The organism is Dactylosporangium thailandense (assembly GCF_059739745.1).
In genome coordinates, this window is the sequence record NZ_AP029195.1 from 8,162,399 (window position 1) to 8,185,227 (window position 22,829).

Annotated in this window: 21 protein-coding genes; 4 read left to right on the forward strand and 17 right to left on the reverse strand. The window is 72.7% G+C overall.

The window, feature by feature from the left end; all coding sequences use genetic code 11:
* Positions 1–276: 276 nt before the first annotated feature.
* The 6 genes from ffh to ftsY all read right to left on the reverse strand — a co-directional run bounded on the left by ffh (position 277) and on the right by ftsY (position 8,418).
* The gene (gene ffh / locus AC6JBM_RS36330) at positions 277–1,815 is read right to left on the reverse strand and encodes a signal recognition particle protein (protein WP_497978456.1); all 1,539 of its coding nucleotides are present in this window, start codon (positions 1,813–1,815) and stop codon (positions 277–279) included.
* Between the two features lie 315 nt (positions 1,816–2,130).
* On the reverse strand, positions 2,131–4,386 hold the full coding sequence (locus AC6JBM_RS36335; protein WP_497978457.1) for a [protein-PII] uridylyltransferase: 2,256 nt from the start codon (positions 4,384–4,386) through the stop codon (positions 2,131–2,133).
* A 27-nt stretch (positions 4,387–4,413) separates the two neighbouring features.
* Positions 4,414–4,752, reverse strand: a complete 339-nt coding sequence (locus AC6JBM_RS36340; RefSeq protein WP_190249674.1) for a P-II family nitrogen regulator — start codon at positions 4,750–4,752, stop codon at positions 4,414–4,416.
* 27 nt (positions 4,753–4,779) lie between these two features.
* Positions 4,780–6,171, reverse strand: a complete 1,392-nt coding sequence (locus AC6JBM_RS36345) for an ammonium transporter (RefSeq protein WP_497978458.1) — start codon at positions 6,169–6,171, stop codon at positions 4,780–4,782.
* 174 nt (positions 6,172–6,345) lie between these two features.
* The gene (locus tag AC6JBM_RS36350; RefSeq protein ID WP_350621068.1) at positions 6,346–7,134 is read right to left on the reverse strand and encodes a phosphotransferase; all 789 of its coding nucleotides are present in this window, start codon (positions 7,132–7,134) and stop codon (positions 6,346–6,348) included.
* A gap of 105 nt (positions 7,135–7,239) precedes the next feature.
* The gene (ftsY, locus tag AC6JBM_RS36355; protein ID WP_497978459.1) at positions 7,240–8,418 is read right to left on the reverse strand and encodes a signal recognition particle-docking protein FtsY; all 1,179 of its coding nucleotides are present in this window, start codon (positions 8,416–8,418) and stop codon (positions 7,240–7,242) included.
* A gap of 118 nt (positions 8,419–8,536) precedes the next feature.
* Between ftsY and AC6JBM_RS36360 the strand changes: the two genes are divergently transcribed.
* Positions 8,537–10,195, forward strand: a complete 1,659-nt coding sequence (locus tag AC6JBM_RS36360) for an alkaline phosphatase D family protein (protein ID WP_497978460.1) — start codon at positions 8,537–8,539, stop codon at positions 10,193–10,195.
* Here AC6JBM_RS36360 and AC6JBM_RS36365 read toward each other — a convergent pair.
* Positions 10,182–10,616, reverse strand: a complete 435-nt coding sequence (locus AC6JBM_RS36365; protein WP_497978461.1) for an NUDIX hydrolase — start codon at positions 10,614–10,616, stop codon at positions 10,182–10,184. The two genes, AC6JBM_RS36360 and AC6JBM_RS36365, sit on opposite strands and share 14 nt — an antisense overlap.
* A 43-nt stretch (positions 10,617–10,659) precedes the next feature.
* Here AC6JBM_RS36365 and AC6JBM_RS36370 point away from each other — a divergent pair, with 43 nt between their 5' ends.
* Positions 10,660–11,142, forward strand: a complete 483-nt coding sequence (locus AC6JBM_RS36370; RefSeq protein ID WP_497978462.1) for a glutathione peroxidase — start codon at positions 10,660–10,662, stop codon at positions 11,140–11,142.
* Positions 11,143–11,167: 25 nt separating this feature from the next.
* Here AC6JBM_RS36370 and AC6JBM_RS36375 read toward each other — a convergent pair whose 3' ends face one another.
* From AC6JBM_RS36375 to AC6JBM_RS36385, 3 genes are all read right to left on the reverse strand, one after another.
* A complete protein-coding gene (locus AC6JBM_RS36375) occupies positions 11,168–11,785 on the reverse strand; it encodes an HAD family hydrolase (protein ID WP_350621078.1) in 618 nt (205 codons plus the stop codon).
* On the reverse strand, positions 11,782–15,354 hold the full coding sequence (gene smc, locus AC6JBM_RS36380) for a chromosome segregation protein SMC (RefSeq protein WP_497978463.1): 3,573 nt from the start codon (positions 15,352–15,354) through the stop codon (positions 11,782–11,784). The genes AC6JBM_RS36375 and smc overlap by 4 nt, the downstream gene beginning before the upstream one ends.
* A gap of 240 nt (positions 15,355–15,594) precedes the next feature.
* Complete coding sequence (locus AC6JBM_RS36385; protein WP_360369483.1) at positions 15,595–15,789, reverse strand: hypothetical protein; 195 nt, start codon at positions 15,787–15,789, stop codon at positions 15,595–15,597.
* Positions 15,790–16,086: 297 nt separating this feature from the next.
* On the opposite strand from AC6JBM_RS36385, the gene AC6JBM_RS36390 reads away from it, so the two are divergent.
* Together AC6JBM_RS36390 and AC6JBM_RS36395 are read left to right on the forward strand one after the other, a co-directional pair.
* Entirely contained in the window at positions 16,087–16,728 is a 642-nt protein-coding gene (locus tag AC6JBM_RS36390) for a CAP domain-containing protein (RefSeq protein ID WP_497978464.1), read from the forward strand.
* 26 nt (positions 16,729–16,754) lie between these two features.
* The gene (locus AC6JBM_RS36395) at positions 16,755–17,534 is read left to right on the forward strand and encodes a spherulation-specific family 4 protein (RefSeq protein WP_497978465.1); all 780 of its coding nucleotides are present in this window, start codon (positions 16,755–16,757) and stop codon (positions 17,532–17,534) included.
* On the opposite strand, the gene mutM is transcribed toward AC6JBM_RS36395, so the two are convergent.
* The 7 genes from mutM to AC6JBM_RS36430 all read right to left on the reverse strand — a co-directional run bounded on the left by mutM (position 17,470) and on the right by AC6JBM_RS36430 (position 22,755).
* Positions 17,470–18,324 (reverse strand): bifunctional DNA-formamidopyrimidine glycosylase/DNA-(apurinic or apyrimidinic site) lyase, encoded by an 855-nt coding sequence (mutM, locus tag AC6JBM_RS36400; protein WP_350621088.1) that lies wholly within the window; start codon positions 18,322–18,324, stop codon positions 17,470–17,472. The two genes, AC6JBM_RS36395 and mutM, sit on opposite strands and share 65 nt — an antisense overlap.
* A 10-nt stretch (positions 18,325–18,334) precedes the next feature.
* A complete protein-coding gene (locus tag AC6JBM_RS36405) occupies positions 18,335–19,483 on the reverse strand; it encodes a mannosyltransferase family protein (protein ID WP_497978466.1) in 1,149 nt (382 codons plus the stop codon).
* Positions 19,467–20,255 (reverse strand): ribonuclease III, encoded by a 789-nt coding sequence (gene rnc / locus AC6JBM_RS36410; RefSeq protein ID WP_497986593.1) that lies wholly within the window; start codon positions 20,253–20,255, stop codon positions 19,467–19,469. The genes AC6JBM_RS36405 and rnc overlap by 17 nt, the downstream gene beginning before the upstream one ends.
* Positions 20,256–20,305: 50 nt before the next feature.
* Positions 20,306–21,406: a phosphate acyltransferase PlsX gene (locus AC6JBM_RS36415; RefSeq protein WP_497978467.1), complete on the reverse strand. Its 1,101-nt coding sequence runs from the start codon at positions 21,404–21,406 to the stop codon at positions 20,306–20,308.
* Between the two features lie 13 nt (positions 21,407–21,419).
* A complete protein-coding gene (gene rpmF, locus AC6JBM_RS36420; RefSeq protein ID WP_259861936.1) occupies positions 21,420–21,593 on the reverse strand; it encodes a 50S ribosomal protein L32 in 174 nt (57 codons plus the stop codon).
* Between the two features lie 6 nt (positions 21,594–21,599).
* A complete protein-coding gene (locus tag AC6JBM_RS36425; protein ID WP_497978468.1) occupies positions 21,600–22,166 on the reverse strand; it encodes a YceD family protein in 567 nt (188 codons plus the stop codon).
* 88 nt (positions 22,167–22,254) lie between these two features.
* Entirely contained in the window at positions 22,255–22,755 is a 501-nt protein-coding gene (locus tag AC6JBM_RS36430; RefSeq protein WP_350621098.1) for an ATP synthase subunit B family protein, read from the reverse strand.
* Positions 22,756–22,829: the final 74 nt, after the last annotated feature.

A 22,829-nucleotide genomic window follows, 5' to 3' on the forward strand; every position in this document is an offset into this window, starting at 1 on the left:
GCGTTGGCAATGCCAGTCGCGGACGCGCTGCCGGCGGCGGGCACGGACACACCGCGGGCGGCGGCCACGGACGCGCTAGCAGTGTCGGTCGCGGATGCGCTGCCGACGCCCCGCTCGGACGCGTCGCGGGAAGAGAACGCGGACGCGTTGTCTCCGCTGGTCGCCGGCCCGGCGCCCGCATCGCGGGCGGGCACGCCCGAGGAGTCACCGCCGCGCGCGGGTGGCGCGTCGGGGCTACCGGTGGGGCGGGGGCTGGAGCCGGATGCGGGCAGCGGGTCAGGAGTCCTTGTCACGCTTCTGCAGCTTCGAGAAGTCGATCTTCGGGAGGCGGAAGCCCGGAGGCATGCCCGCGGCGTTGGGGTCCATGGCGGCCGGGTCGAAGCCCGGCGGGAGCTGCGGCATGCCGCCGGCGCCGAGGCGGGGCTGGCGCATGCCGGAGTTGCCGCCCTTGGTGCCCTTGCGCTTGTTCTTCGGGCTCTTGGTCGCCTTCCGGCGGCCGCCGGGCAGGCCCATCATGCCGCCCATCTGCTTCATCATCTTCTGCGCGTCGGCGAAGCGGGTGAGCAGCTGGTTGACGTCGGTGACCGAGACGCCGGAGCCGTTGGCGATGCGCACGCGGCGGGAGGCGTTGAGGATCTTCGGGTTGGTGCGCTCCTTCGGGGTCATCGAGCGGATGATCGCGGTGACCCGGTCGAAGTGCTTGTCGTCGATCTCGGCCAGCTGGTCCTTCATCTGGTTCATGCCCGGCATCATGGCCAGCACGTTGGCGATGGGGCCCATGCGGCGGACCGCCTGGAGCTGCTCGAGGAAGTCCTCGAGGGTGAAGTCCTGGCCGCCCATGAGCTTGGCGGCCATCCGCTCCTTCTCGTCGTCGGCGAAGGCCTGCTCGGCCTGCTCGATGAGGGTGAGCACGTCGCCCATGCCGAGGATGCGCGAGGCCATCCGGTCGGGGTGGAAGACGTCGAAGTCCTCGAGCTTCTCGCCGGTGGACGCGAACATGATCGGCTGGCCGGTGACGTGGCGCACGGAGAGCGCGGCACCACCGCGGGCGTCGCCGTCGAGCTTGGAGAGCACGACGCCGGTGATGCCGACGCCGTCGCGGAAGGCCTCGGCGGTGGTGACCGCGTCCTGGCCGACCATGGCGTCGATGACGAACAGGACCTCGTCGGGGTCGACGGCGTCGCGGATGTCGGCGGCCTGCTGCATCATCTCGGCGTCGATGCCGAGGCGGCCGGCGGTGTCGACGATGACGATGTCGCGCATCTGGCGCTTCGCGTGCTCGATGGAGTCGCGGGCGACCTGGACGGGGTTGCCGGTGCCGTTGCCGGGCTCGGGCGCGTAGACCTCGACGCCCGCGCGGCCGCCGAGGACCTGGAGCTGGTTGACGGCGTTGGGGCGCTGGAGGTCGGCGGCGACCAGCAGCGGCTGGTGGCCCTGGCCCTTGAGCCAGCGGGCGAGCTTGCCGGCGAGCGTGGTCTTTCCGGAACCCTGCAGACCGGCGAGCATGATCACGGTCGGCGGGTTCTTGGCGAACTGCAGCCGGCGGGCCTCGCCACCGAGCGTCGCCACGAGCTCCTCGTGAACGATCTTGATGACCTGCTGGGCCGGGTTGAGCGCCTGCGACACCTCGGCGCCCCGCGCGCGCTCCTTGAGCCGGGCGATGAACGCCTTGACCACGGGCAGCGCGACGTCGGCCTCGAGCAGCGCCAGGCGGATCTCCCGCGCGGTCGCGTCGACGTCGGCGTCAGTGAGCCGCCCCTTGCTCCGCAGCTTCGAGAAGATGCCGGATAGGCGGTCACTCAAGGTGTCAAACACGACGGATCCGTCCTCGGTGTAGGAGTCCCTTGAAGGGTACGCGACCGCGGACAGTGCGTCGCGGCCCGCGGCGCAGCGCGGTGGCGGAGCGTAAAGGGACGGAAAGCCACAAAGCGAAAAGGGCGCCAGCCAAAACACGGGAGCAGGAGGTGCAAATCCAGGGCCCGGGAGCAGGAGGCGGAGGCGCGGGAGGCGGGTCCGGGAGCGGGAGGCGGAGGCGCAGAAGGCGGGTCCGGGAGCGGGAGGCGGAGGCGCGGGAGGCGGGTCCGGGAGCAGGAGGCGCGGAAGGTACCGCCGGGGCCGGGGAAGAGCCGGCTAGGAAGGCGTGGCAGCGGCGAGGACGGCCGACTCCACGCGCAGGCGCGCGGGCGCGTCCCACTCGCCCTCCAGGTAGAAGGCGTCCACCACCTCGCCGCCGAGGGTGGAGATGCGCGCCGAGCGTACGTCGGCGCCGACATCCTCCAGCGCGCTCGCCACCCGGAACAGCAGCCCCGGCGTGTCCGTGGCGCGCAGCTCCAGCACCGTCGCGTCCGTGGCCGCCGTCGGGGGCTGCCACACCACGCGCGGGGGCGCGGACGCGGCGCTCCGGCGGGCCGAGCGTTCGCGGGCGGCCAGGCGCTCGCCCACCGGCAGGTCGCCGGTCACGGCGCGGCGCAGGTCGGACACGACGGCGTCGCGGTCGATCTCGCCGTAGCGGGGCTGCACGGCGCAGACCATGCGGGCGAGGCCGTCGACCGTCACGGTGTCGGCGGTCACCACGTCGAGGCGGTGCAGCGAGAGGCAGCCGGCGACGGCCGCCAGCAGGCCGCGGCGGTCGGGGGCGGTCACGGAGACGGAGTCGGTGTCGAGCAGGACCGCGGGGAGCCGGGCCGGGACCGCGAGCTGGGCGGCGGGCGAGGGCGGCGGGGCCACGACGCCGGTGTCCAGGGCGCGCTCGACGTGGCGCACGAGCTCGGCGATGAGCCGGCCCTTCCAGTCCGACCAGGCGGCCGGGCCGGTCGCGGCCGCGTCCGCGCGGGCGAGGGCGTGCAGCAGGGAGAGGGTGGAGGCCTCGCCCACAGCCCCGGCGACGGTGGCGATGGTCTGCGGGTCGGACAGGTCGCGGCGGGTGGCGGTGTCGGGGATGAGCAGGTGGAGGCGCACCACCTTCTCGATCTGGGCCACGTCGGCGGGGCTCAGGCCCAGGCGCTCGGCCGCGGCGGCGGCGATCGGGGCCCCGACGATGCTGTGGTCGCCGGGCAGGCCCTTGCCGATGTCGTGCAGGAGGGCGGCGAGGACCAGCAGGTCGGGGCGGTCGACGTCGCGGGTGAGGCGGGCGGCCTCGCGGGCGGTCTCGACCAGGTGGCGGTCGACGGTGAACAGGTGGACCGGGTTGTGCTGGGGCAGGCTGCGCACCCGCGCCCACTCGGGGAGCCAGTTGACGACGAGGCCGTACCGGTCGCAGGCCTCCCAGACCGAGATCATCGCGGGGCCGCTGCCCAGCAGGGTGAGCAGGGCGTCGCGCGCGGGCGCGGGCCACGGGTTCGGCATGGGGCCGGCGAAGCCGCCGAGCCACTCGAGGGTGGCGTGGGCGATCGGCAGGTCCGCGCGGGCGGCGGCCGCGGCGACGCGCAGGGGCAGGGCCGGGTCCGGGCGCGGGGTGACGGCGGCGCGGGCGAGCACGACCTCGCCGCGCTGCTCGACCACGTCGCGGGCGAGGGGGCGGCGCTCGGCGTGGCCGCGGGCGCTCGGGGCGGCCCAGCGCTCCACGGCGCGCCAGGCGTCGTCGCTGGCGTAGGCGATGGTGCGCGCGGACTCGGCGATGCGGCGCAGGACGTCGTCGCGGTCGCCGTAGCCCAGCATCTCGGCGACCTCGTCGCGGTCCTGGGCGAGGAGGCGATCGACGCGGCGTCCGCGCACCGTGTGGAGGGCGTCGCGCACGTCGAGGAGGGTCCGATGGGCGCCGCGGACGGCGGGGCGGGGGCCGTCGGCGACCCCGGCGAAGCCGATGCCGCGCAGGACGCCGAAGTCGCGCAGGCCTCCGCGCGACTCCTTGACGTCGCCCTCCAGGAGGAACGCCAGCTCGCCGTGGGCCTTCCAGCGGTTCTGGGTGAGGGTGCGCAAGGACGGCAGCAGGTGGCGGGCCTCGCGGCGCCACTGGGCGACGGCGCCGGCGTGCAGCGCGGCGAGCATCTGCGGGTCACCGGCGACGAGGCGGGCGTCGAGCAGGCCGAGTGCCACCTTGAGGTCCTGGCGGGCCAGGTCGAGGGCCTGGCTGGGGCTGCGGGTGGAGTGGTCGAGGGCGAACTTGGCGTCCCAGATCTGGTACCAGATGAGGCTGCCGAGCTCGTCGGCCGCCGCCTCGTCGCCGGGGCCGCCCGGGTGCAGCAGCACCAGGTCGAGGTCGCTGCGCGGAGCGCATTCGCGACGGCCCAGGCCACCTACGGCGACGAGCGAGGCATTGGACGTACAACCGCCGGCTTTTTGAAAGATCTCGACGAGCCACTCGTCGATCGCGTCCGAGCGCTCGGCTCGCGCGTCGGCGCCCGCCCCGGCGGAAAGGACCGGTGCGGGCGCCGACGGTTGTGTCATGTGATGAGGATAGAGATCAGCAGCGGCTTAGAGCGCGTCGAGCCCGCGCTCGCCGGTGCGGACCCGGACCACCTCGTCGACCGAGGTGACCCATACCTTGCCGTCACCGATCTTGCCGGTGCGGGCGGCGGTCACGATGGCGTCCACGACCTTCTCGAAGTCGAGCTCGTCGGTGACGATCTCGACCCGGATCTTGGGGACGAACTCCACCGTGTACTCCGCACCGCGGTAGACCTCGGTGTGGCCCTTCTGACGGCCGTAGCCCTGAACCTCGCTCACGGTGAGGCCCGCCACGCCGAGCGCGTGGAGCGCCTCCTTCACCGCGTCGAGCTGATACGGCTTGATGACCGCGGTCACCAGCTTCATGCCCATTCCCTCCGACATCCCTCGACGCTATCCGGCAACCTTTTCCGACGCCGGGGCTTCCGCCGCCGGCGCGGGGGCCTTGCTCGTGCCAACGCCCGCCATCGCGAACGCACCCGTGCCGCCACCGCTGCCGGTGCCCGGGGTCAGGTCGTAGGCGCTCTCCGCGTGCTCCGCGATGTCGATGCCCTCGACCTCGGCCTCGGTGCTGACCCGGAAGCCGACCGTCTTCTGGATGATGAAGGCGAGCACGAAGGCAATGACGAACGAGTAGATCGTGACGATAGCGCTCGCGCCCGCCTGGGCGCCGAGCTGACCCGCGCCGCCGCCCATGAACAGGCCGTTCTTGGCCCCGAGGGCGCCGCTGATGGCCGAGTTGAGCTTGTCGTTGGCGAAGAAGCCCAGCCACAGGGAGCCGATCCACCCGCCGACGAAGTGCACGCCGACCACGTCGAGCGAGTCGTCGAAGCCGAAGCGGTACTTGAGGCTGACCGCCAGGGCGCAGGCGAGGCCCGCGACGAGGCCGAGGAGCACGGCCGCCCACGAGTCGATGAAGCCACAGGCGGGGGTGATCGCGACGAGGCCCGCGACCGCGCCGGACGAGGCGCCGACGAGGGTGGGCTTGCGGTCGCGAATCCACTCGACGATGACCCAGCCGAGGACGGCGGCGGCGGTGGCGACCTGGGTGTTGACGAAGGCGAGGCCGGTGACGCCGTCGACGGTCAGCTCGGAGCCGGCGTTGAAGCCGAACCAGCCGAACCACAGCAGACCGGCGCCGAGGGCGACGAAGGGCACGTTGTGCGGCTTCATGCTCTCCCGCGGCCAGCCGACGCGCTTGCCGAGGACCAGGGCGACACCGAGCGCGGCCGCGCCGGCGTTGATGTGCACGGCGGTACCACCGGCGAAGTCGAGCGGGTGCAGGTGCTGGGCGATCCAGCCGCCGCCCCACACGTTGTGGGCGACGGGGAAGTAGACCAGGGTGGCCCAGCCGAACGCGAACAGCAGCCAGCCGCCGAACTTGGCGCGGTCGGAGATCGCGCCGCTGATGAGCGCGACGGTGATCACGGCGAACGTCATCTGGAAGACCATGAAGACGTACGTCGGGATGCCGATCCCGCTCGCGTTGTCGGCGGTCGCGCCCCACATCTGGTCGATATAGGTCTTGCTGCCGAAGTACTGCCCGAGGTCACCGAACAGCCCACCGGCCGTGTCGGAGCCGAACGAGGCGCTGAAGCCGTAGAACAGCCAGAGGACGCTGACGAGCCCGATCGTCGAGAAGCTCATCATCATCATGTTGAGGACGCCCTTGGAGCGGTTCAGGCCACCGTAGAACAGTGCCAGACCCGGCGTCATGAGCAGCACGAGAGCGGTCGACACGAGCAGCCATGCGGTATGGCCGGTATCGATGGTCGCTTCAGGCACGCTGGCCTCCTAGTAGTCGAGATCCTCCCTCCCGACCTTCGAGGCAGCATTGCCCTTCAGCCGGTTGCGCGAGAGCTTCGCGGGCTCAGGTTTCGCGCACCGGCGCTGCGCGGTTTCTACCGCGTCACGTCATGTTTCCAGCGTGTGAAGAAGGGCTCACACTCTGAAAACGTCCTATCGAAGCGCGTACTCCAGCGTGTGCCGCTCATAGTCGATGAGCCGCAGGTCACGCACGGGACGCCGGAGATGCCCCTTGTGCACGATGCGCACGAAAGCCGGGTCGCCCGCGGCCGCCATCCGTCGAATGCCCTCGATGTGATCGACGATGCGTTTCCGGATGACGCGCACGAGGCGGTGCCGGTCGCGCGGGGTCAGGCCATAGGCGTCGGCGAACATGCGCAGCCGGCGCGGGCGGTTCGGGCGCTTCCAGCCCAGGGTGTAGGAGTCGCGGTCGGAGAACAGCGGCACCCAGGTCCAGGCGGCATACGCGACGTCGTAGATCCGCGCGCCGGGCGAGGCGAGGTCGAAGTCGATCAGCGACAGGGTCCCGTCCGGGCGCCAGATGACGTTGTGCGGGGCCGCGTCGTGGTGGCAGATGACCTCGGTGTCCGGCGGCGGGGGGCCGAACGAGCGCCAGACGGCGGTCGGGGGCGGCCGGAAGCCCGCCTGGGCGTCGTGGAACATCCGCAGCATGGTCGCGACGGTGACCATCGCCTCGTCGGTCACCCAGTGCGGGGCCAGCGGGTATTCGCCGCACTCCCCCTCGAGGTACTGCAGCACCTCGCGCCCGCGCTCGTCGATGCCGAAGGCGCGCGGGGCGCCGGTGAACCCGACGTATTCCAGGTGGCGCAGCAGCGCGTGCACCGCGGGCGTCCACGGCCCCGCGTTGCGGCGCACGGTGTCGCCCGAGCGCACCACGACGGAGGTGTTCCCGCCGTGGAGCGGGATCTCCTGCTGCGTCACGTCTTCGTCCTTCGCTGACCTGACCGGGGAACCGAGCTGTCCTGCCTTGCTCCGGCCGCCGGAAGTGCGCGGCCGGGCCTTACCGTCCCAAGGTACCGTCCGAGGTTACGCGTCCGCGCCAACGAGGGCGTCCACGAACTGTCGGGCATCGAACGGAGCCAGGTCGTCGGGGCCCTCGCCCAGGCCGACCAGCTTCACCGGAATACCCAGTTTGCGCTGAACCGCGATGACGATGCCACCCTTCGCGGTCCCGTCGAGCTTGGTCAGCACGACGCCGGTCACATCGACCACCTCGGTGAACACCCGCGCCTGCTCCAGGCCGTTCTGCCCGGTCGTGGCGTCGAGGATGAGCAGCGTCTCGTCCACGGGCCCGTGCTTCTCCACGACCCGCTTGACCTTGCCGAGCTCGTCCATCAGGCCGACCTTGTTCTGCAGCCGGCCCGCCGTGTCGATGAGCACCGTGTCCACACCCGCGTCAATACCCCGTTTGACCGCGTCGAACGCGACCGAGGCGGGATCCGCCCCTTCGGGGCCCCGCACGACGTCGGCGCCGACCCGCCCGGCCCAGGTGGCCAGCTGCTCGGCCGCGGCCGCGCGGAAGGTGTCGGCGGCGCCGAGGACCACGCTGTGGCCGTCGGCGACGAGCACCCGGGCGATCTTGCCGCAGGTGGTGGTCTTGCCGGCGCCGTTGACGCCCACGACGAGCAGCACCGCGGGGCGGCCGGCGCGCGGGGTGGCGGCCAGGGAGCGGTCCAGGTCCGGCTGCAGGGCCGCGACGAGCTCGTCGGTGAGCATCGTGCGCAGGTCGGCCGCGGTGGCGGTGCCGTGGACGCGGGCCCGCTCGCGCAGCTTGGCGACGATGTCCGTGGTCGCCTGGACGCCGACGTCGGCGCCGATCAGCGTCTCCTCGATCTCGTCCCAGGTGTCGTCGTCGAGCTTGTCGCGCGACAGCAGGGCGAGCAGGCCCTTGCCGAAGACGTTCTGCGAGCGGCTCAGGCGCGCGCGGAGGCGGACGAGGCGGCCGGCGGTGGGCTCGGGCCGCTCGATCTCGACGACCGGCGGGGCCTCGACGACCGGAGGAGCCTCTTCGACCGGAGGAACCTCGATGACCGGAGGAGCCTCGGCGACCGGAGGCTCCTTGACCACCACCGGGGCGGAAGGCTCCTTGGGCGGGGCCGACGGCGGCAGCGTCGGGGGCTTGCGGAAACGGGGCGCGATCAGCGCCAGTGTGGCCCCGATAATGACGACGAGCAGCACCAGGCCGAAGACGATGTACGACTCCATGGCACGAATCCTCCCAGACGCGGCCCGCGGTGGCCTGCGGTGGCGCCGAGACGGGCCGGGCAGGATCATTCGGGATGCAGTCCGGCTCACCCCGCAACGCCCCGGAGGTCGCAACAGCATGTCCGAAACCGAGCTCGACAACGACCGCGGTCCGCTCGTACTCGGCCCCGTGCTGCGGCGCGTCGAGGGCGACCGGGCGACGGTCTGGGTGGAGACGGCGCACGCGGCGACCGTCGAGATCGACGCCGGGCCCGCGGGCGGGGCGGCCCGGACGTTCAGCGTGCACGGGCACCACTACGCCCTGGTCGTGGTCGCCGGGCTGCCGGAGGGCGCGGTCACGCCCTACCGCGTCAAGATCGACGGCGCCGAGGTGTGGCCGCTGCCGGACGACCCGTGCCCGCCCCCGGTGATCCGCACCCGCCGCGCGGGGGCGCCCGTGCGGCTGGTGTTCGGTTCGTGCCGCGAGGCGAGTCCGCTCAGCGTGACCCGCTACCCCCCGGACGCTCTCGACGCCTACGCGGGACGGCTGATCGAGTCCATCCGCTCGGACGCACCCACCGAGTGGCCCGATCTCATGGTCCTGCTCGGTGACCAAGTTTACGCCGACGAGACCCCGGAGAAGATCCAGCGCTGGCTCAAGCGGCGCCGCAAGCAGCGCCGCGCGGACGCGCCCACGACGCAGGTGGTGGACTTCCACGAGTACACGAAGCTGTACCTCGACTCGTGGGGCGACCCCGAGATCCGCTGGCTGCTGTCGACCGTCCCGAGCGTGATGATCTTCGACGACCACGAGATCATCGACGACTGGAACACGTCGCAGCGGTGGCGCGAGCAGATGTCGGGCCTGAGCTGGTGGCCGCAGCGCATCCAGGCGGGGCTGGCGTCGTACTGGGTGTATCAGCACATGGGCAACCTGGCCCCGAGCGCCCTGGCCGAGTGCCCCGTCTACGCGGCCGTGAGCTCGGCCGGGGACGCGACCGAGATCCTCGACGACTTCGGCGCGCGGGCGGATCGCGACCGCGCGGTGGCGTACCGATGGAGCTATGCCCTCGACATCGGCCGCACGCGCCTCGTCGTGGTCGACAACCGGGCCGCGCGGGAGCTCGAGCAGGGCCGGCGCGCGATGCTGCCGGACAGCGAGTGGGCCTGGCTCGCCAAGCAGCTCCCGGGCGACTACGACCACCTGCTCATCGGCTCCTCGCTGCCGTGGCTGCTGCCGCCGGCCATCCACCACCTGGAGGCCGCGACCGAGCGCCTGGCCGAGTCCCCGCGGGGCTGGGTGGGCCGGTTCGGCGAGAAGCTGCGCCAGGCCGTGGACCTGGAGCACTGGGCCGCGTTCGGGCGCTCCTTCGACGCGCTGAGCGCCCTGCTGACCCAGATCGGCGCCGGGCACGGCGGCGTGTCACCCGCGCCCGCCACGATCAGCGTCCTGTCGGGTGACGTTCACCACTCCTACGCCGCGCGGGCCGACCTCGGGCCCGAGGTCGAGAGCGCGGTCCACCAGCTCACCTGCTCGCCGGTGCACAACGACATGCCGAAGCTCGTCCGGCCGGCGATGAAGTTCGGCTGGAACCCGCCGGCGGCCCGGATGATGCGCTCCCTGGCGCGCACGGTGGGGCTGCGCAAGCCGGTCGTGCGGTGGAAGAAGACCGCGGGCCCGTACTTCGGCAACGCCGTCGGCCTGCTGCTGATCGAGGGCCGGTCGGCGCACGTGTCGATCGAGGGCACCCGGCCGGACAAGACCCTCGGCGAGGTGGCGTCGCTCAAGCTGAGCTGACGTGCGGGTGCGTCACCGCCGGCTCGTTGAGGTCGGTCCACGTCCACAGCGTCGCCACCCGGGCCCGGCCGGTGAGATACGCCACAGCCGGCTCCCGGATCGGGGCGAACCACATGCGGCTCAGGCGGTCCACGGCCTCGGCCAGGGGCACCCACGCGCCCGAGCCGTCGTGCGGCCCGACGCCGGTCACCTCGAAGCCCAGCATCTCGTACTCCACCCCGCCCGCGGGGTAGCGCGCGACCCACAACAGCCGCTCGGCGAGCACGGATGCGTAGCCCGCCTCCTGACCGACCCGGGCCAGCAGCGGCTCCCCCGCCTCCACGGCGCCGCCCGGGAGCGCCCAGTCCGGCGGGTCGCTGATCAGCAGGACGTCCTTGCCACGGCGCAGCACGGCGCCGACCGCGAGTTGGTGACCGGTCACGCTTCACCCTAGGCCGCGCGCCGTGCGGCATACGATCACACGCATGAGCTTTTATGACGTCGAAATCGCCGATCTGCAGGGCAAGCCCCTCGATCTCGGCCAGTTCCGCGGGCGGCCGGTCCTCGTGGTCAACGTCGCGTCCCGGTGCGGGCTGACGCCCCAGTACGCCGACCTCGAGGCGCTGCACAAGGAGTACGAGGGCCGCGGCTTCTCGGTGCTGGGCGTGCCCTGCAACCAGTTCGCCGGGCAGGAGCCGGGCACCTCCGAGGAGATCGCCGAGTTCTGCAGCACCACCTACGGTGTGACGTTCCCCATGACCGAGAAGATCGAGGTCAACGGCGAGGGGCGGCACCCGCTCTACGACCTGCTCACCCCGGTGCCGGACGCCGAGGGGCACACCGGCGACATCCGGTGGAACTTCGAGAAGTTCCTGGTCGCGTCCGACGGCACCGTCGCCGGCCGCTTCGGCCCGCGCACGGAGCCGAAGTCGGCCGAGGTCGTCCAGGCCGTCGAGGCCAGCCTCTGACGGGCTGACCGGCCCGACGGTCGAGCTACAGGCCCAGCGCCCGGCGCGGATAGGTGAGATCGTCGCCGGGCGTGTAGCGGTACGCCGAGAGGCCCGCCGCCCGCGCGCCGCGGATCATGCGGTCGGTGTCGTCGACCAGCAGGCAGCGCGGCGGCGGGGTGCCGATGAGGGCACAGGCGGCCTGGAAGTACTCCTTGGCGGGCTTGTGCACCCCGAGCTCGGCCGAGAGCGCGACCGCGTCGAACTCGTCGGTGAGGCCGAACGAGGCGAGCACGTCGGGGAACTCGATCGTCGAGTTGGTCGCGAGGCACACGGGCAGGCCGGCGGCGCGCACGTCGCGGACGAAGGCCAGGACGTCCGCCGCGACGTCGCCCGGGTAGACCTGCCACTCCGCCATCAGCTCGGTGGCGCGCTCCGGCCCGCCGACCCGCGGCGCGAGGTCCGCGGCCACGGTCGCGAGCCACTCGGCGCGCGTCATGCGGCCCGTGATGGCCGGCAGCAGGCGATCCCACTCGAGGGCGGTGTCGAGGACCGTCCCGGGCTCCAGACCGTACCGTTGCTCGATCTTGGCATTTGTCGAGGGGTCGAACGTGCGCAGGACCCCGTCGAAGTCGATGAGCAGGGCCGTGGGCCGTTGGATCACGCTGCCTCTTCCGTCCGCAGGCGCTGGGAGATGACCTCCGTGACGCCGGATCGCATGGTGACGCCGTAGAGGGCGTCGGCGACCTCCATCGTGCGCTTCTGGTGGGTGATGATGATCAGCTGGCTGCGCTCCCGCAGCTGCTCGAAGAGGGTGATGAGGCGGCCCAGGTTGACGTCGTCCAGGGCGGCCTCGACCTCGTCCATGATGTAGAACGGGCTGGGGCGGGCGCGGAAGATCGCGCACAGCAGGGCGACGGCGGTCAGCGAGCGCTCGCCGCCGGACAGCAGCGAGAGGCGCTTGATCTTCTTGCCGGGCGGCCGCGCCTCGACCTCGATGCCGGTCGTGAGCATGTCCTCCGGGTCGGTGAGCACGAGGCGGCCCTCGCCGCCCGGGAACAGCACCGAGAAGACCTGCTCGAACTCGCGCGCGGTGTCGTGGTAGGCGCTGGTGAACACCTCGAGGATGCGGTCGTCGACGTCCTTGACCACGGTGAGCAGGTCGCGGCGGGTGGCCTTGAGGTCCTCGAGCTGGTCGGAGAGGAACTTGTAGCGCTCCTCCATCGCCGCGAACTCCTCCAGCGCCAGCGGGTTGACCTTGCCGAGCAGGTTCAGCTCGCGCTCGGCCTTGGCGGCGCGCTTCTCCTGGGTGGCGCGGTCGAAGGGGACCGGCTCGGGCACGGGCCGCTTGTCCGCCTCGGCCGCGGCGACCTCGGGCGCGGTCGGCGGGACGGGCAGGTGGGGGCCGTACTCGGCGACGAGGGTGTCGGCGTCGAGGCCGAACTCCTCGGCCGAGCGGCTCTCGAGCTGCTCGATGCGCATGCGCTGCTCGGCCCGGGCCACCTCGTCGCGGTGCACGGCGTTGGTGAGCCGGTCGAGCTCGGCGTTGAGGTGCTTGGCGCGCCCGCGCACGTCGGTGAGGGCCGACTCGCGCTCGGCGCGCGTGGCGGCGAGGGTGTCGCGGGTCTCCTGCGCCTCGGCGATCGAGTCGACGAGCCGCTCCAGGGCGAACGCGGCGCCGTCGGCCACGGCCTCGGCGATGCGGGCGCCCCGGGCGCGGGTGGCCTTGCGGGCGGCGGCGCGCTCCCGGGCGGCCCGCTCGGCGGCGGCCTGGCGCAGCAGCGCGTCCGCGCGGCCGGCGAGGGCGCCGACGCGCTCCTCGGCGGTGCGCACCGCGAGGCGGACCTCCATCTCCTGCTGCCGCGCGACCGGCACCTCGCCGGCGAGGTCGTCGCGCTCCTGCGTGGAGGGGTCGTCGTCGATCGGGGTCTCCTCGGCCAGCGCCAGGCGCTCCTCGAGGTCGGCGAGGCTGGCGCGGCCGGACTCCCGGGCCGCCTCCGCCTTGGCCTTCGCCGCGGCGTGCCGCTCGACCTCGGCCCGGGCCGACTTCGCGGCCGCGCCCAGCTCGGCGAGGCGGCGCGCGGCCGCGTTGCGGACGGTGTCGGCCTCCTTCTTGGCCGCGGCGGTCTCGGCGACGACCTGCTTGGCCGCGGCGGCCGCGCCGCGGGCCAGGCCGAGCAGCTCCCGCGCCTCGGCGACGCGGCGCTCGGCGTCGACCTTCTGCTGGCGGGCCTCCTCGACGGCCGCCTGGACCTCGATGAAGCTGTGCTGCTTGCCGGAGCCGCCGGCCGCGGCATAGGCGCCGATGACGTCGCCCTCGGGCGTGACGGCGCGCAGCGCGGGTGCGTAGGACACGATGCGGCGCGCGGTCGCGAGGTCGGGGGCGAACACCACGTCGCCGAGGGCGCGCTCCAGGGCCGGGCGCAGCTCCTCGGGGGCGCGCACCAGGTCCATCGCCCACGCCGCGCCCGGGGGCAGCGGCACCCGCTCGACCGGCGGCGTGTCGAGCATGGGCGCGGAGGCGATGAGCAGCGCGGCACGGCCGGCGTCGTCCTGCTTGAGCATCTCGACCGCGGCGACCGCGCCCTCGACGCCGGAGACGGCGACGGCATCGGCCAGGACGCCCAGCGCGGCGGCGAGGGCCGCCTCGTGGCCCGCCTCGACCGACAGCAGGGCGGCGACGCTGCCGAGCAGGCCGGGCACGCGGTCGGAGCGGGCCAGCAGGGTGCCGGCGCCGTCCTTGCGGCGCAGGCCCATGGCGAGCGCCTCCTCGCGGGCCTTCCACTGCGCGGCGTCCTTCTCCGCGGCGCGCTCGGCGTCGTTGTGCTGGCGCACCTCGTTGTTGATCGCGTCGAGCTCGCGGGTCGCCTCCTGGTGGCGCATCTCCAGGTCGGCGCCCGCGTTGTCGGCGACCGACGCGCCCGCGCTCGCCTCGTCGTAGAGGCCCTGGGCCGCCTCCGAGCGCGCCTCGGCCTCGGCGAGCTGGATGGAGAGCCGCTCGATCTCGTCGCCGGCGGCGTTCGCGCGGGAGCGGGCGGACTCGACCTGGCCGGTGAGCTTGGCCAGGCCCTCGCGGCGGTCGGCGATGGCCTTGTGCGCCGCGACGATGGCCTTCTCGGCGAAGGCGAGGCGGCGCTCGAGGTCCTGGCGGCGCTCGACGGCCTCGGCGAGGCGCTCCTGGCTCGCCTCCAGCGCGGCGCGCAGCTCCTCCTCCTGCTCGCGGACCTTGTCGGCCTCGGCGGTGAGCTGGTCGGGGTCGCGCCCGGGGCGCTCGTCGACGGGGGCGGCGGCGAGGTTGCGGTGGCGCTCGGCGGCGAGCTGGTGCAGGGAGCGGTACCGCTCCTGCAGCGTCGACAGCTGGTACCACGTGTCCTGGGCCGCGGCCAGGGCCGGGGCGTCGGCGGCGTGCTCGGCCTCGAGGGTGCTCAGGCGCTCGCTGATCGCCTCGACCTCGGCCTCGACCTCCTCGCGCCGCGCGCGCAGGGCCGTCTCGTCGGCGATCTCGCGGTCGAGGGTCTCGCGCAGCGTGTGCAGGTCGTCGGCGAGCAGTCGCAGCCGGGCGTCGCGCAGGTCGGCCTGGATGCCCGCGGCACGCCGGGCGACCTCGGCCTGGCGCCCGAGCGGCTTGAGCTGGCGGCGCAGCTCGGTGGTGAGGTCACCGAGGCGGTTGAGGTTGGCCGCCATCGCCTCGAGCTTGCGGATGGCCTTCTCTTTGCGCTTGCGGTGCTTGAGGACGCCGGCCGCTTCCTCGATGAAGGCGCGGCGGTCCTCGGGCCGGGCGTGCAGGACGCCGTCGAGGCGGTTCTGGCCGACGATCACGTGCATCTCGCGGCCGATGCCGGAGTCGGAGAGCAGCTCCTGGATGTCGAGCAGGCGGCAGGAGTTGCCGTTGATCTCGTACTCGCTCTCACCCGATCGGAACATGCGGCGGGTGATCGACACCTCGGTGTAGTCGATCGGCAGCGCACCGTCGTTGTTGTCGATCGTGAGGGTGACCTCGGCGCGTCCCAGGGGGGCGCGGCTCGCGGTCCCGGCGAAGATGACGTCTTCCATCTTGCCGCCGCGCAGCGCCTTCGCGCCCTGCTCGCCGAGCACCCAGGCGATGGCGTCGACCACGTTGGACTTGCCGGAGCCGTTCGGCCCGACGACACAGGTGATGCCCGGCTCGAGCTTCAGCGTGGTGGTCGACGCGAAGGACTTGAAGCCCTTGGCCGTCAGGGTCTTGAGGTGCACGGATCTCCACGGTGGTCGAGGTGTGTTACCGGGCAGGCTACCGCCGGGACACTACCCTCCCCTGCAGCACCGCACACCATAATGCGCGTGTCGTGCTCACACCGCTCACTCGGGCCACTCAAACCACGTGCGCAACCAATCGGACGATCGGATCGTTACATGACTGCGCGCCGAGACCCAGAGGATGTCGGCGCGCGGGTTTACTGTGCAGTTCTGCGCAGGCTGCGGTGACCTGAAAAATCAGGCCATCGCCGGCTCGGCGAGACGGACCAAGTGGTCCGCTTCCGATGCCGCCGCGGCGAGCCGGTCGTTTTCGGCGCGGAGCCGAACGACCTCGAACTCGAGCGCCCGAACCTTGGCACGCAGTTGGGTGACCTCGTCGACGAGGCGCCGGTCGGGCGCGCTGCCTACGTGGCCGTAGAGGGCCTTAGCCATATCGTCTCCTTGTTAAGCGCAGCCGGTCGACTCCGGCAAACGCGCGCCCAGCACCCGCGACCGAAGCACAAGGGCATGAATGGGCGCGACTGGCGACCCCTCTATGTTCCTTCCGGGGCGCGACTTAGTCAAGCGCAGAGGCACGCCAAACGTGCTGGCCAGGGTGTTCTCACTCACCCGGGTGCGTGATCATCACGCCGCGCCGATCGTGGCAGTGTGCCACCGGTTGCCCCGCGGCGCCACTGCAAAGTAGCGTCATGTCCGGGAATTCTGGGGACAACGGGCCGGGAGAGTGCGATGACGGGTCTCACGGCGAGACTCGGCCCGACCGGAATCGCCGCGATCGTCACCGCCGTCCTCATCGTCTTCGGCCTCGGCGCCGTGATCATCCCGTCGCTCGGCGGCGGCGGCGACGCGTCGGCCCCGCAGGCGGCCGGTCCCCCGCCCGACGTCGCGCCCCCGAGCGCCGCCGACACGAGCAGCGCGCCCGCGCCCGAGCCGACCACCGGGACCCCCACGCCGACCACGGCCCAGACCACGCTCGTGGCCGCGAACTTCAATGCCGGCTACGAGGACCGCGTCGTGCAGCAGATCAACGGCGAGCGGCGCAAGCACCGGTGCGAGGCGTTGCAGGTCGACGGCAAGCTGCGCACCGCCGCGCGGGGGCACGCGGCGGACATGGCGGCCCGGGACTTCACCGGCACCAGGGGCAGCGACGGCAGCAGCCCGCAGGACCGGATCAGCGCGGCCGGCTTCAGCGGCGGGTTCGCCGACGAGCTGACCGCCAAGGGCGGCGACGCCGGCGACGTCGTCAAGCGCTGGATGCACGACGACGACACGAAGGACATGCTGCTCGACTGCGACATCACATCGATCGGCGTCGGGGCCGCCATGCGCGGCCGCACGGCCTACTGGACCGTGGACACCGGCCGTGCTTGAGGGGGCCCAGCATCGTTAGTCCGGTCGTGGACCGGGTTCCGACGCTCCTGCCACTGCGGGCGCATCCGCTGGCCCGGCCACACGCATGGGAGATCGTCGCGGGACACGGTCCGGCGTTCACCGTCGTCGTCGACGTCGCGAGCGGGCCCGGCAGCGGCCGGGACCCGGTCTGGACCGCGGCCATGAGCCGCCTGGCCGCGGCGGGCGTCCGGCTGCTCGGCTACGTGGACGTCGACTACGGCACGCGCCCGGTCGCGCAGATCCGCGCGGACGTGTACCGCTGGAGCGGGTACCCGGTGCGCGGCGTCTTCCTCGACCGCACGCCGGTCAGCCCGTACGCGATCGGCCCGGTCGCGGTCGTCGCGCAGTCCGCCGCCCGCGCCGACCTGCCCGACGTGGTGCTGAACCCGGGTGAGCCGCCGGACGAGGCGTACCGCGACCTCGGCCTGCCGGTGTGCGTGTTCGACGGCAGCTGGCGGGAGTACCGGCGCTGGTCCGGCGAGGGCTCGCGCCCGGGCGACGGGCACCTGGTGCACGCCGTGCCGCCGTGGGAGCTCGACGAGGCCGCGCGGATGCAGGTGAGCCGCGGGGCCGGCTTCGGGCTCGTCACCGACCTCGGCGCACCCGACCCCTACGCGGACCTGCCCGCCTGGTGCGGCCTCGTGCCCGGCCTGGCGGAGCTCGGCGCCGAGCGCGACCGGCCCACCCCGGCGCCCCGGCGCCCGCGCCCCTACCGCGCGCTCAGCGTGGTGCGAGACGGGGCCGCGGCTGGCAGCGCGGGCAGGAGTACGAGGACCGGTTCATGAACGCCTCCCGCCGGATCGGGCTGCCGCACCGGTTGCAGGGCAGGCCCTCGCGGCCGTAGGCGTTCAGGGAGCGCTCGAAGTAGCCGCTCTCGCCGTTGACGTTCACGTACAGCGCGTCGAAGCTCGTCCCGCCCTGTCCGATGGCCTCGTTGAGCACGTCGCGGACGTGGGCGAGCAGGCGGCGTACGACGGGCCGGGAAAGCTGCGACGTGTCGCGCGCGCCGTGCAGCCGGGCCCGCCACAGCGCCTCGTCCGCGTAGATGTTGCCCACGCCCGAGATCAGCGTCTGGTCGAGCAGCGCCCGCTTGACCTCGGTGCGCCGCTTGCGCAGCCGCTCCACGAACGCGTCGTCGGCGAACAGCGGGTCGACCGGGTCGAGCGCGATGTGCGCGAGCTCGCCCGGCAGCACGGCGCCCCCGAGCGAGACGCTCAGGCCGCCGAACGTGCGCTGGTCGACGAAGCGCAACTCGGGCCCGTCGTCGTCGAAGGTGAGCCGCACCCGCAGGTGGATCTCGGCCGCGGCCTCGACGGGCTGCATGAGCAGCTGGCCGGACATGCCGAGGTGGCCGACGAGGGCGTCCTCGTCATCGAGGGGCAGCCAGAGGTACTTGCCCCGGCGCATCACCGAGCCCACGCGCCGGCCCGCGAGGATGCCCGCGAAGTGCTCGGGCCCGGGGACGTGGCGGCGGATCGCGCGCGGGTGCAGCACCTCGACCGTGGCGATGCGCCGGCCGGACACCCACTTGTCGAGGCCGCGGCGGACGGTCTCGACCTCGGGCAGCTCAGGCATGGAGGCCCCTCTAGATCGCGTAGTGCCAGACGGTGATCAGGTACGAGCCGTACCACAGCCCGAACGCACCGCAGGCGGCCAACACTAGCGCCGCGGTGCGCGGCCGCGCGCGTCCGAGCGCCACCGCGGGCGGCACCAGGATCAGCAGCGCGGGCACGAGCAGGCGCGGCTTGGAGTGGTAGTACCCGGCCTGGCCGAGCACCAGGACGAGCACGATCAGGCCATAGACGGCCAGCGGCGGCCACACCCGCCGGACCAGCGCGACGACGGCCAGGATCACGACACCGATGAGCATCCACGCGATGCTGACCTGGATCCAGCCGTCGCCGGCCTTGAACGCGTCGCGCAGGAACGTCAGCGTCGAGTCGCCGTAGTCGAACGTCGTGCCCCAGCCCGCGGTCTGGATGTCGAACCACGCGTGCAGGTCCCCCACCCGCAGCCCGACCCACAGCAGGTAGGCCGGCACGCCCGCGAGCGCGACGACGGCGCCCAGAATCGGTTTCCAGACCCCCTCCCCCGCGCCCGCGCGGCGCTTGTTGACGATCGCGATCACCGCAGCCACGGCGAGCGCGATCGCCGCGGCCGCGCCCGTGGGCCGGGTCAGCCCCGCCGCGAGCCCGAGGACGCCGGCGAGGAGCCAGGCGCCCCGGTGCGCGAACAGCAGCATGCCCACGACGAACGCGGTGAACAGCGCCTCGGAGTACCCCATCGACAGCGCCATCGACATCGGCTGCACGCAGAACAGCGCGGTGAGGGCCAGGCCGGTCCGCTCGTCGTAGAGCCGCGTGCCGAGCGCGCACAGCAGCACGGCCGCGACCCCGCCCGCGATCCAGGACACGGTGATCGCGGCGGTGCCGTAGTCCAGGCGGGTGATGAGGTGCACGAGGCGGACCGTCATCGGGTATCCGGGGAAGAACGCCAGGCCGTTGCCGGTCAGGTGGCCCTCGCCGTCGTAGCTGTACCCGGTCGGGTAGCCCTCCTCGGCGACGCGGACGAAGTGCCCGCCGTCCCAGGCGAGGAGGCGGTCGCGGATCTTGTCGTCGGGCGACATCCACCACAGCAGCGCCAGCTGCACCAGGCGGCTCAGCGCATAGATGCCCAGCGGGAATGCGATGAGCGTGGTGCGGACGCGCTGGGTGATCTCATTGACCGGCGTCATCGTCGTCATCGGGGCGCGGTTCCTCGGCGGTGTCGGTCTCGGTGATGTCCGCGTTCGTGTGCTTGGTCTTGCTGCCCTTGCTGACCTTGTGCGTGTCACCGGGCGCCTCGGCGATGGCGTAGGCGGCGGACTCCGGCTGGACGCCGGACAGCTCCCGCCAGGCCGCCTCGGCCGCGCGCTGCTCGGCCTCCTTCTTGCTGCCGCCCTGCGACCCGCCGTAGCGCTTCCCCGCGACGATCACCCAGGCGGTGAACCGCTTGGCGTGGTCGGGGCCCTCCTCGTCGATGCGGTACTCGGGCACCCCGAGCCCGCGCCCGGCGGTCAGCTCCTGCAGGCTGGTCTTCCAGTCGAGACCGGCCCCGCGCATCGCCGCCTCGGCCATCAGCCCGTCGAAGAGCTTGTGGATCACCTGGGCGGTGGTGTCCAGGCCGTACTGCAGGTAGATGGCGCCGATCAGCGCCTCCAGCGTATCCGCGAGGATGCTGGCCTTGTCGCGGCCGCCCGTCGCCTCCTCGCCGCGGCCGAGCAGCAGGAACGGCCCGATGCCACCGGGTCCGAGCCGCCGCGCGACGTCCGCGAGGGCGCGCATGTTCACGACGCTGGCGCGCAGCTTCGCGAGCTGGCCCTCGGCGAGCTTCGGGTGGTTCTGGAACAGGGCGGTCGTGATGACCACCCCGAGCACCGCGTCGCCGAGGAACTCCAGCCGCTCGTTGGTGGGCAGACCCCCGTTCTCGTACGCGTACGAGCGGTGCGTCAGCGCCCGCTTGAGCATGTCCGGATCGAAGTCGACGCCGAAGGCGGCCTCGAGGCTGTTCTGGTTCTTCACGAGCGCTCTCCCAGTGCGTCACGGATGGTGAGGCCGCCGGCCGAGGAGAGTTCGGTCAGCAGATCGTCGGCGAGTCCCGCGACCGCGGGGGTGATGCGGTCGCGGTGTAGGCGTGCGGCGAGGGCGATACCGTCGGCGATCTCCGCGCCGGCGGCCGAGCCGTGGCAGACGACGACGTCGCCCGCCACTCCGAGCAGTACGGCCGCGGCCTCGTGCCGCGCGGGCGCGTCGGGGGTGCCGTGCGCCGCACCGTCGGGGGACCCGTCGGCCGCGGCCGAGCGCTGCGCCGGCGCGAACGCCGGGCGAGTCACGGCCATCGCACCCTCGAGCCCCTTGAGCAGGACGTTTCCGGTGAATCCGTCGGTCACGACGACATCGGCGGGGCCTCCGCGCGGTACGTCGAAACCCTCGACGAGACCGACGTAGCGTCCGCCCGCGGGCAACGGAATGTCCGACAGCGCGATCGACACCGCGCGGCGCAGCCGGTCGCCCTTGCCCGGCTCGCTGCCGATGGACAGCAGCCCGACGCGCGGGCGCGCGATGCCCAGGCCCACGGACGCGTAGGCGGTGCCGAGAACGGCGTGCTGGACGAGCTCGAGCATGGTCGCGTCGAGGGTCACCCCGACGTCGATCAGGAGCACGGGCCCATGGGCGGTGGGCAGCTGCGCGGCGAGCCCGGGGCGGCGCACGCCGCGCATGCGCCCGAGCACGTGCGCGGACGCGGCGACGGCGGCGCCGCTGGAGCCCGCGGAGACCATCGCGTCCGCGCGGCCGGTGTAGACCGCCTCGGCGGCCGCGCGCACCGACGTGGAGCGGCGGATGTTGCGCAGCGGCGAGTCGGCCATGCCGATGGCGGCGTCGATGACGCTGACACTGACGCGCTCGCGGTCAGCGACCGGGAGCGCGCCGATGACCTCGTCGGCCACGTCCCGTGGGCCGGCGAGGAGGAGATGGAGGTCTGGATCGGCGCTGCATGCGCGCAGAGCGCCGTCAACCACGACGGCGGGAGCCCCGTCCCCGCCGAGGAGGTCGACGGCGATCCGCGCGACGCCGGACGGGATTTCCCCGCCGTGCGGCGATCGGTCGGATCGCGTCACCCGGATCCGGTAATCAGACCTCGATGACCTGGCGGCCGTTGTACGTGCCGCAGACCGAGCACGCCGCGTGAGGCAGCTTGGGCGAGCGGCACTGCGGGCACGGCTGAGTGGAGACCGCGACGGCTTTCCACTGGCTCCGGCGCGACCGGGTGTTGCTGCGCGACATCTTCCGCTTGGGAACGGCCACGGGACCTTACTCCTCTGACGTCTTGATCTGGGACAGGGCGGCCCAGCGCGGGTCGATCTGCTCGTGGGTGTGGCCCTCGGGCAGTTCGTCGATCGGTGTCCCGCATTCGGGGCACAGACCTGGGCAGTCTTCGCGGCACACGGGATTGGCGGCCAGGGAGAGCACCACCGTGTCCCGCAGTGCCGGCTCCAGGTCGATCAGGTCGCCCTGTAGCCGTCCGACCTCGTCCTCATCGGTCGTCTCGTCCGTCGTGCTGTGCTCGTAGGCATAGAACTCTTGGATCGGGACGTCCAGCGTGTCGCTGATCGGGCGTAGGCAGCGCCCGCACTCGCCGGCCAGCGGGCCGGTGACGGTGCCGGAGACGAGCACGCCTTCGGACACCGACTCCATCCGCAGCTGGAGGTCGAGTTCGGCGCCATGGGGCACGCCGATCAGCTCCAGGCCGAGGTCCTTGGGCGCCGGCACGCTCCGCCGCACCGCATGCAGAGCTCCCGGTCGGCGTGGGAGGTCTCTCGTCTCGAGGACCAGCGGCGACCGGGGATCCAGGTGCGGGTGCTGTGGTTGATGTGGCATCTTCAGACTCCGGCCAGGTAGGGCCGACGGACTAGGGTACCCGAGCGGCAGATCTCGCGTCGAATCGCCCCCAACGGTACCGCGCCCGTCAGAACGGCAACGGCCGGTCGTCCTCACCGTGGGGGGTGAACGAGCCGATCTCCCGCAGCGCGTGCATCTTGTCGCGCCCGCGCTCGATCGAGGCCAGCGACCGGGTGAGGAACTGCTCGAAGTTGGCCAGCGCCGTGTCGACGTAGTCGTCGACCTCGTCGCGCAGCCGCTGCGTCTCCGCGCGGGCCTCGTTGATCATCCGCGACGCCTCGTGCTCGGCCGAGACCACGATCTCGTTGATCGACACCAGGCGCGTGTGCTCGGCCTCGGCCTCGGCGATGATGCGCTCCGCCTCGCGCCGCCCGGCGTCGACGATCTTGTCCCGCTCGTCGAGCAGCGCACTCGCGCGCCGCAGCTCACCCGGCAGGTCGGCACGCAGCTGGTCGAGCAGGTTGATCATGTCGGCGCGATCGAACACGAAGTTGCTCCGCGACATCGGCGCCGACCGTGCACTCTCGACCATCGCGATGATCTGGTCGATGCTCTCGAGCGGGTCCACCTGCGGTCACTCCTGTTCCAATGTCGAACGACGTAACCATCATGCGGCCCGGAACCCCAGGCCGCTTCCATCGC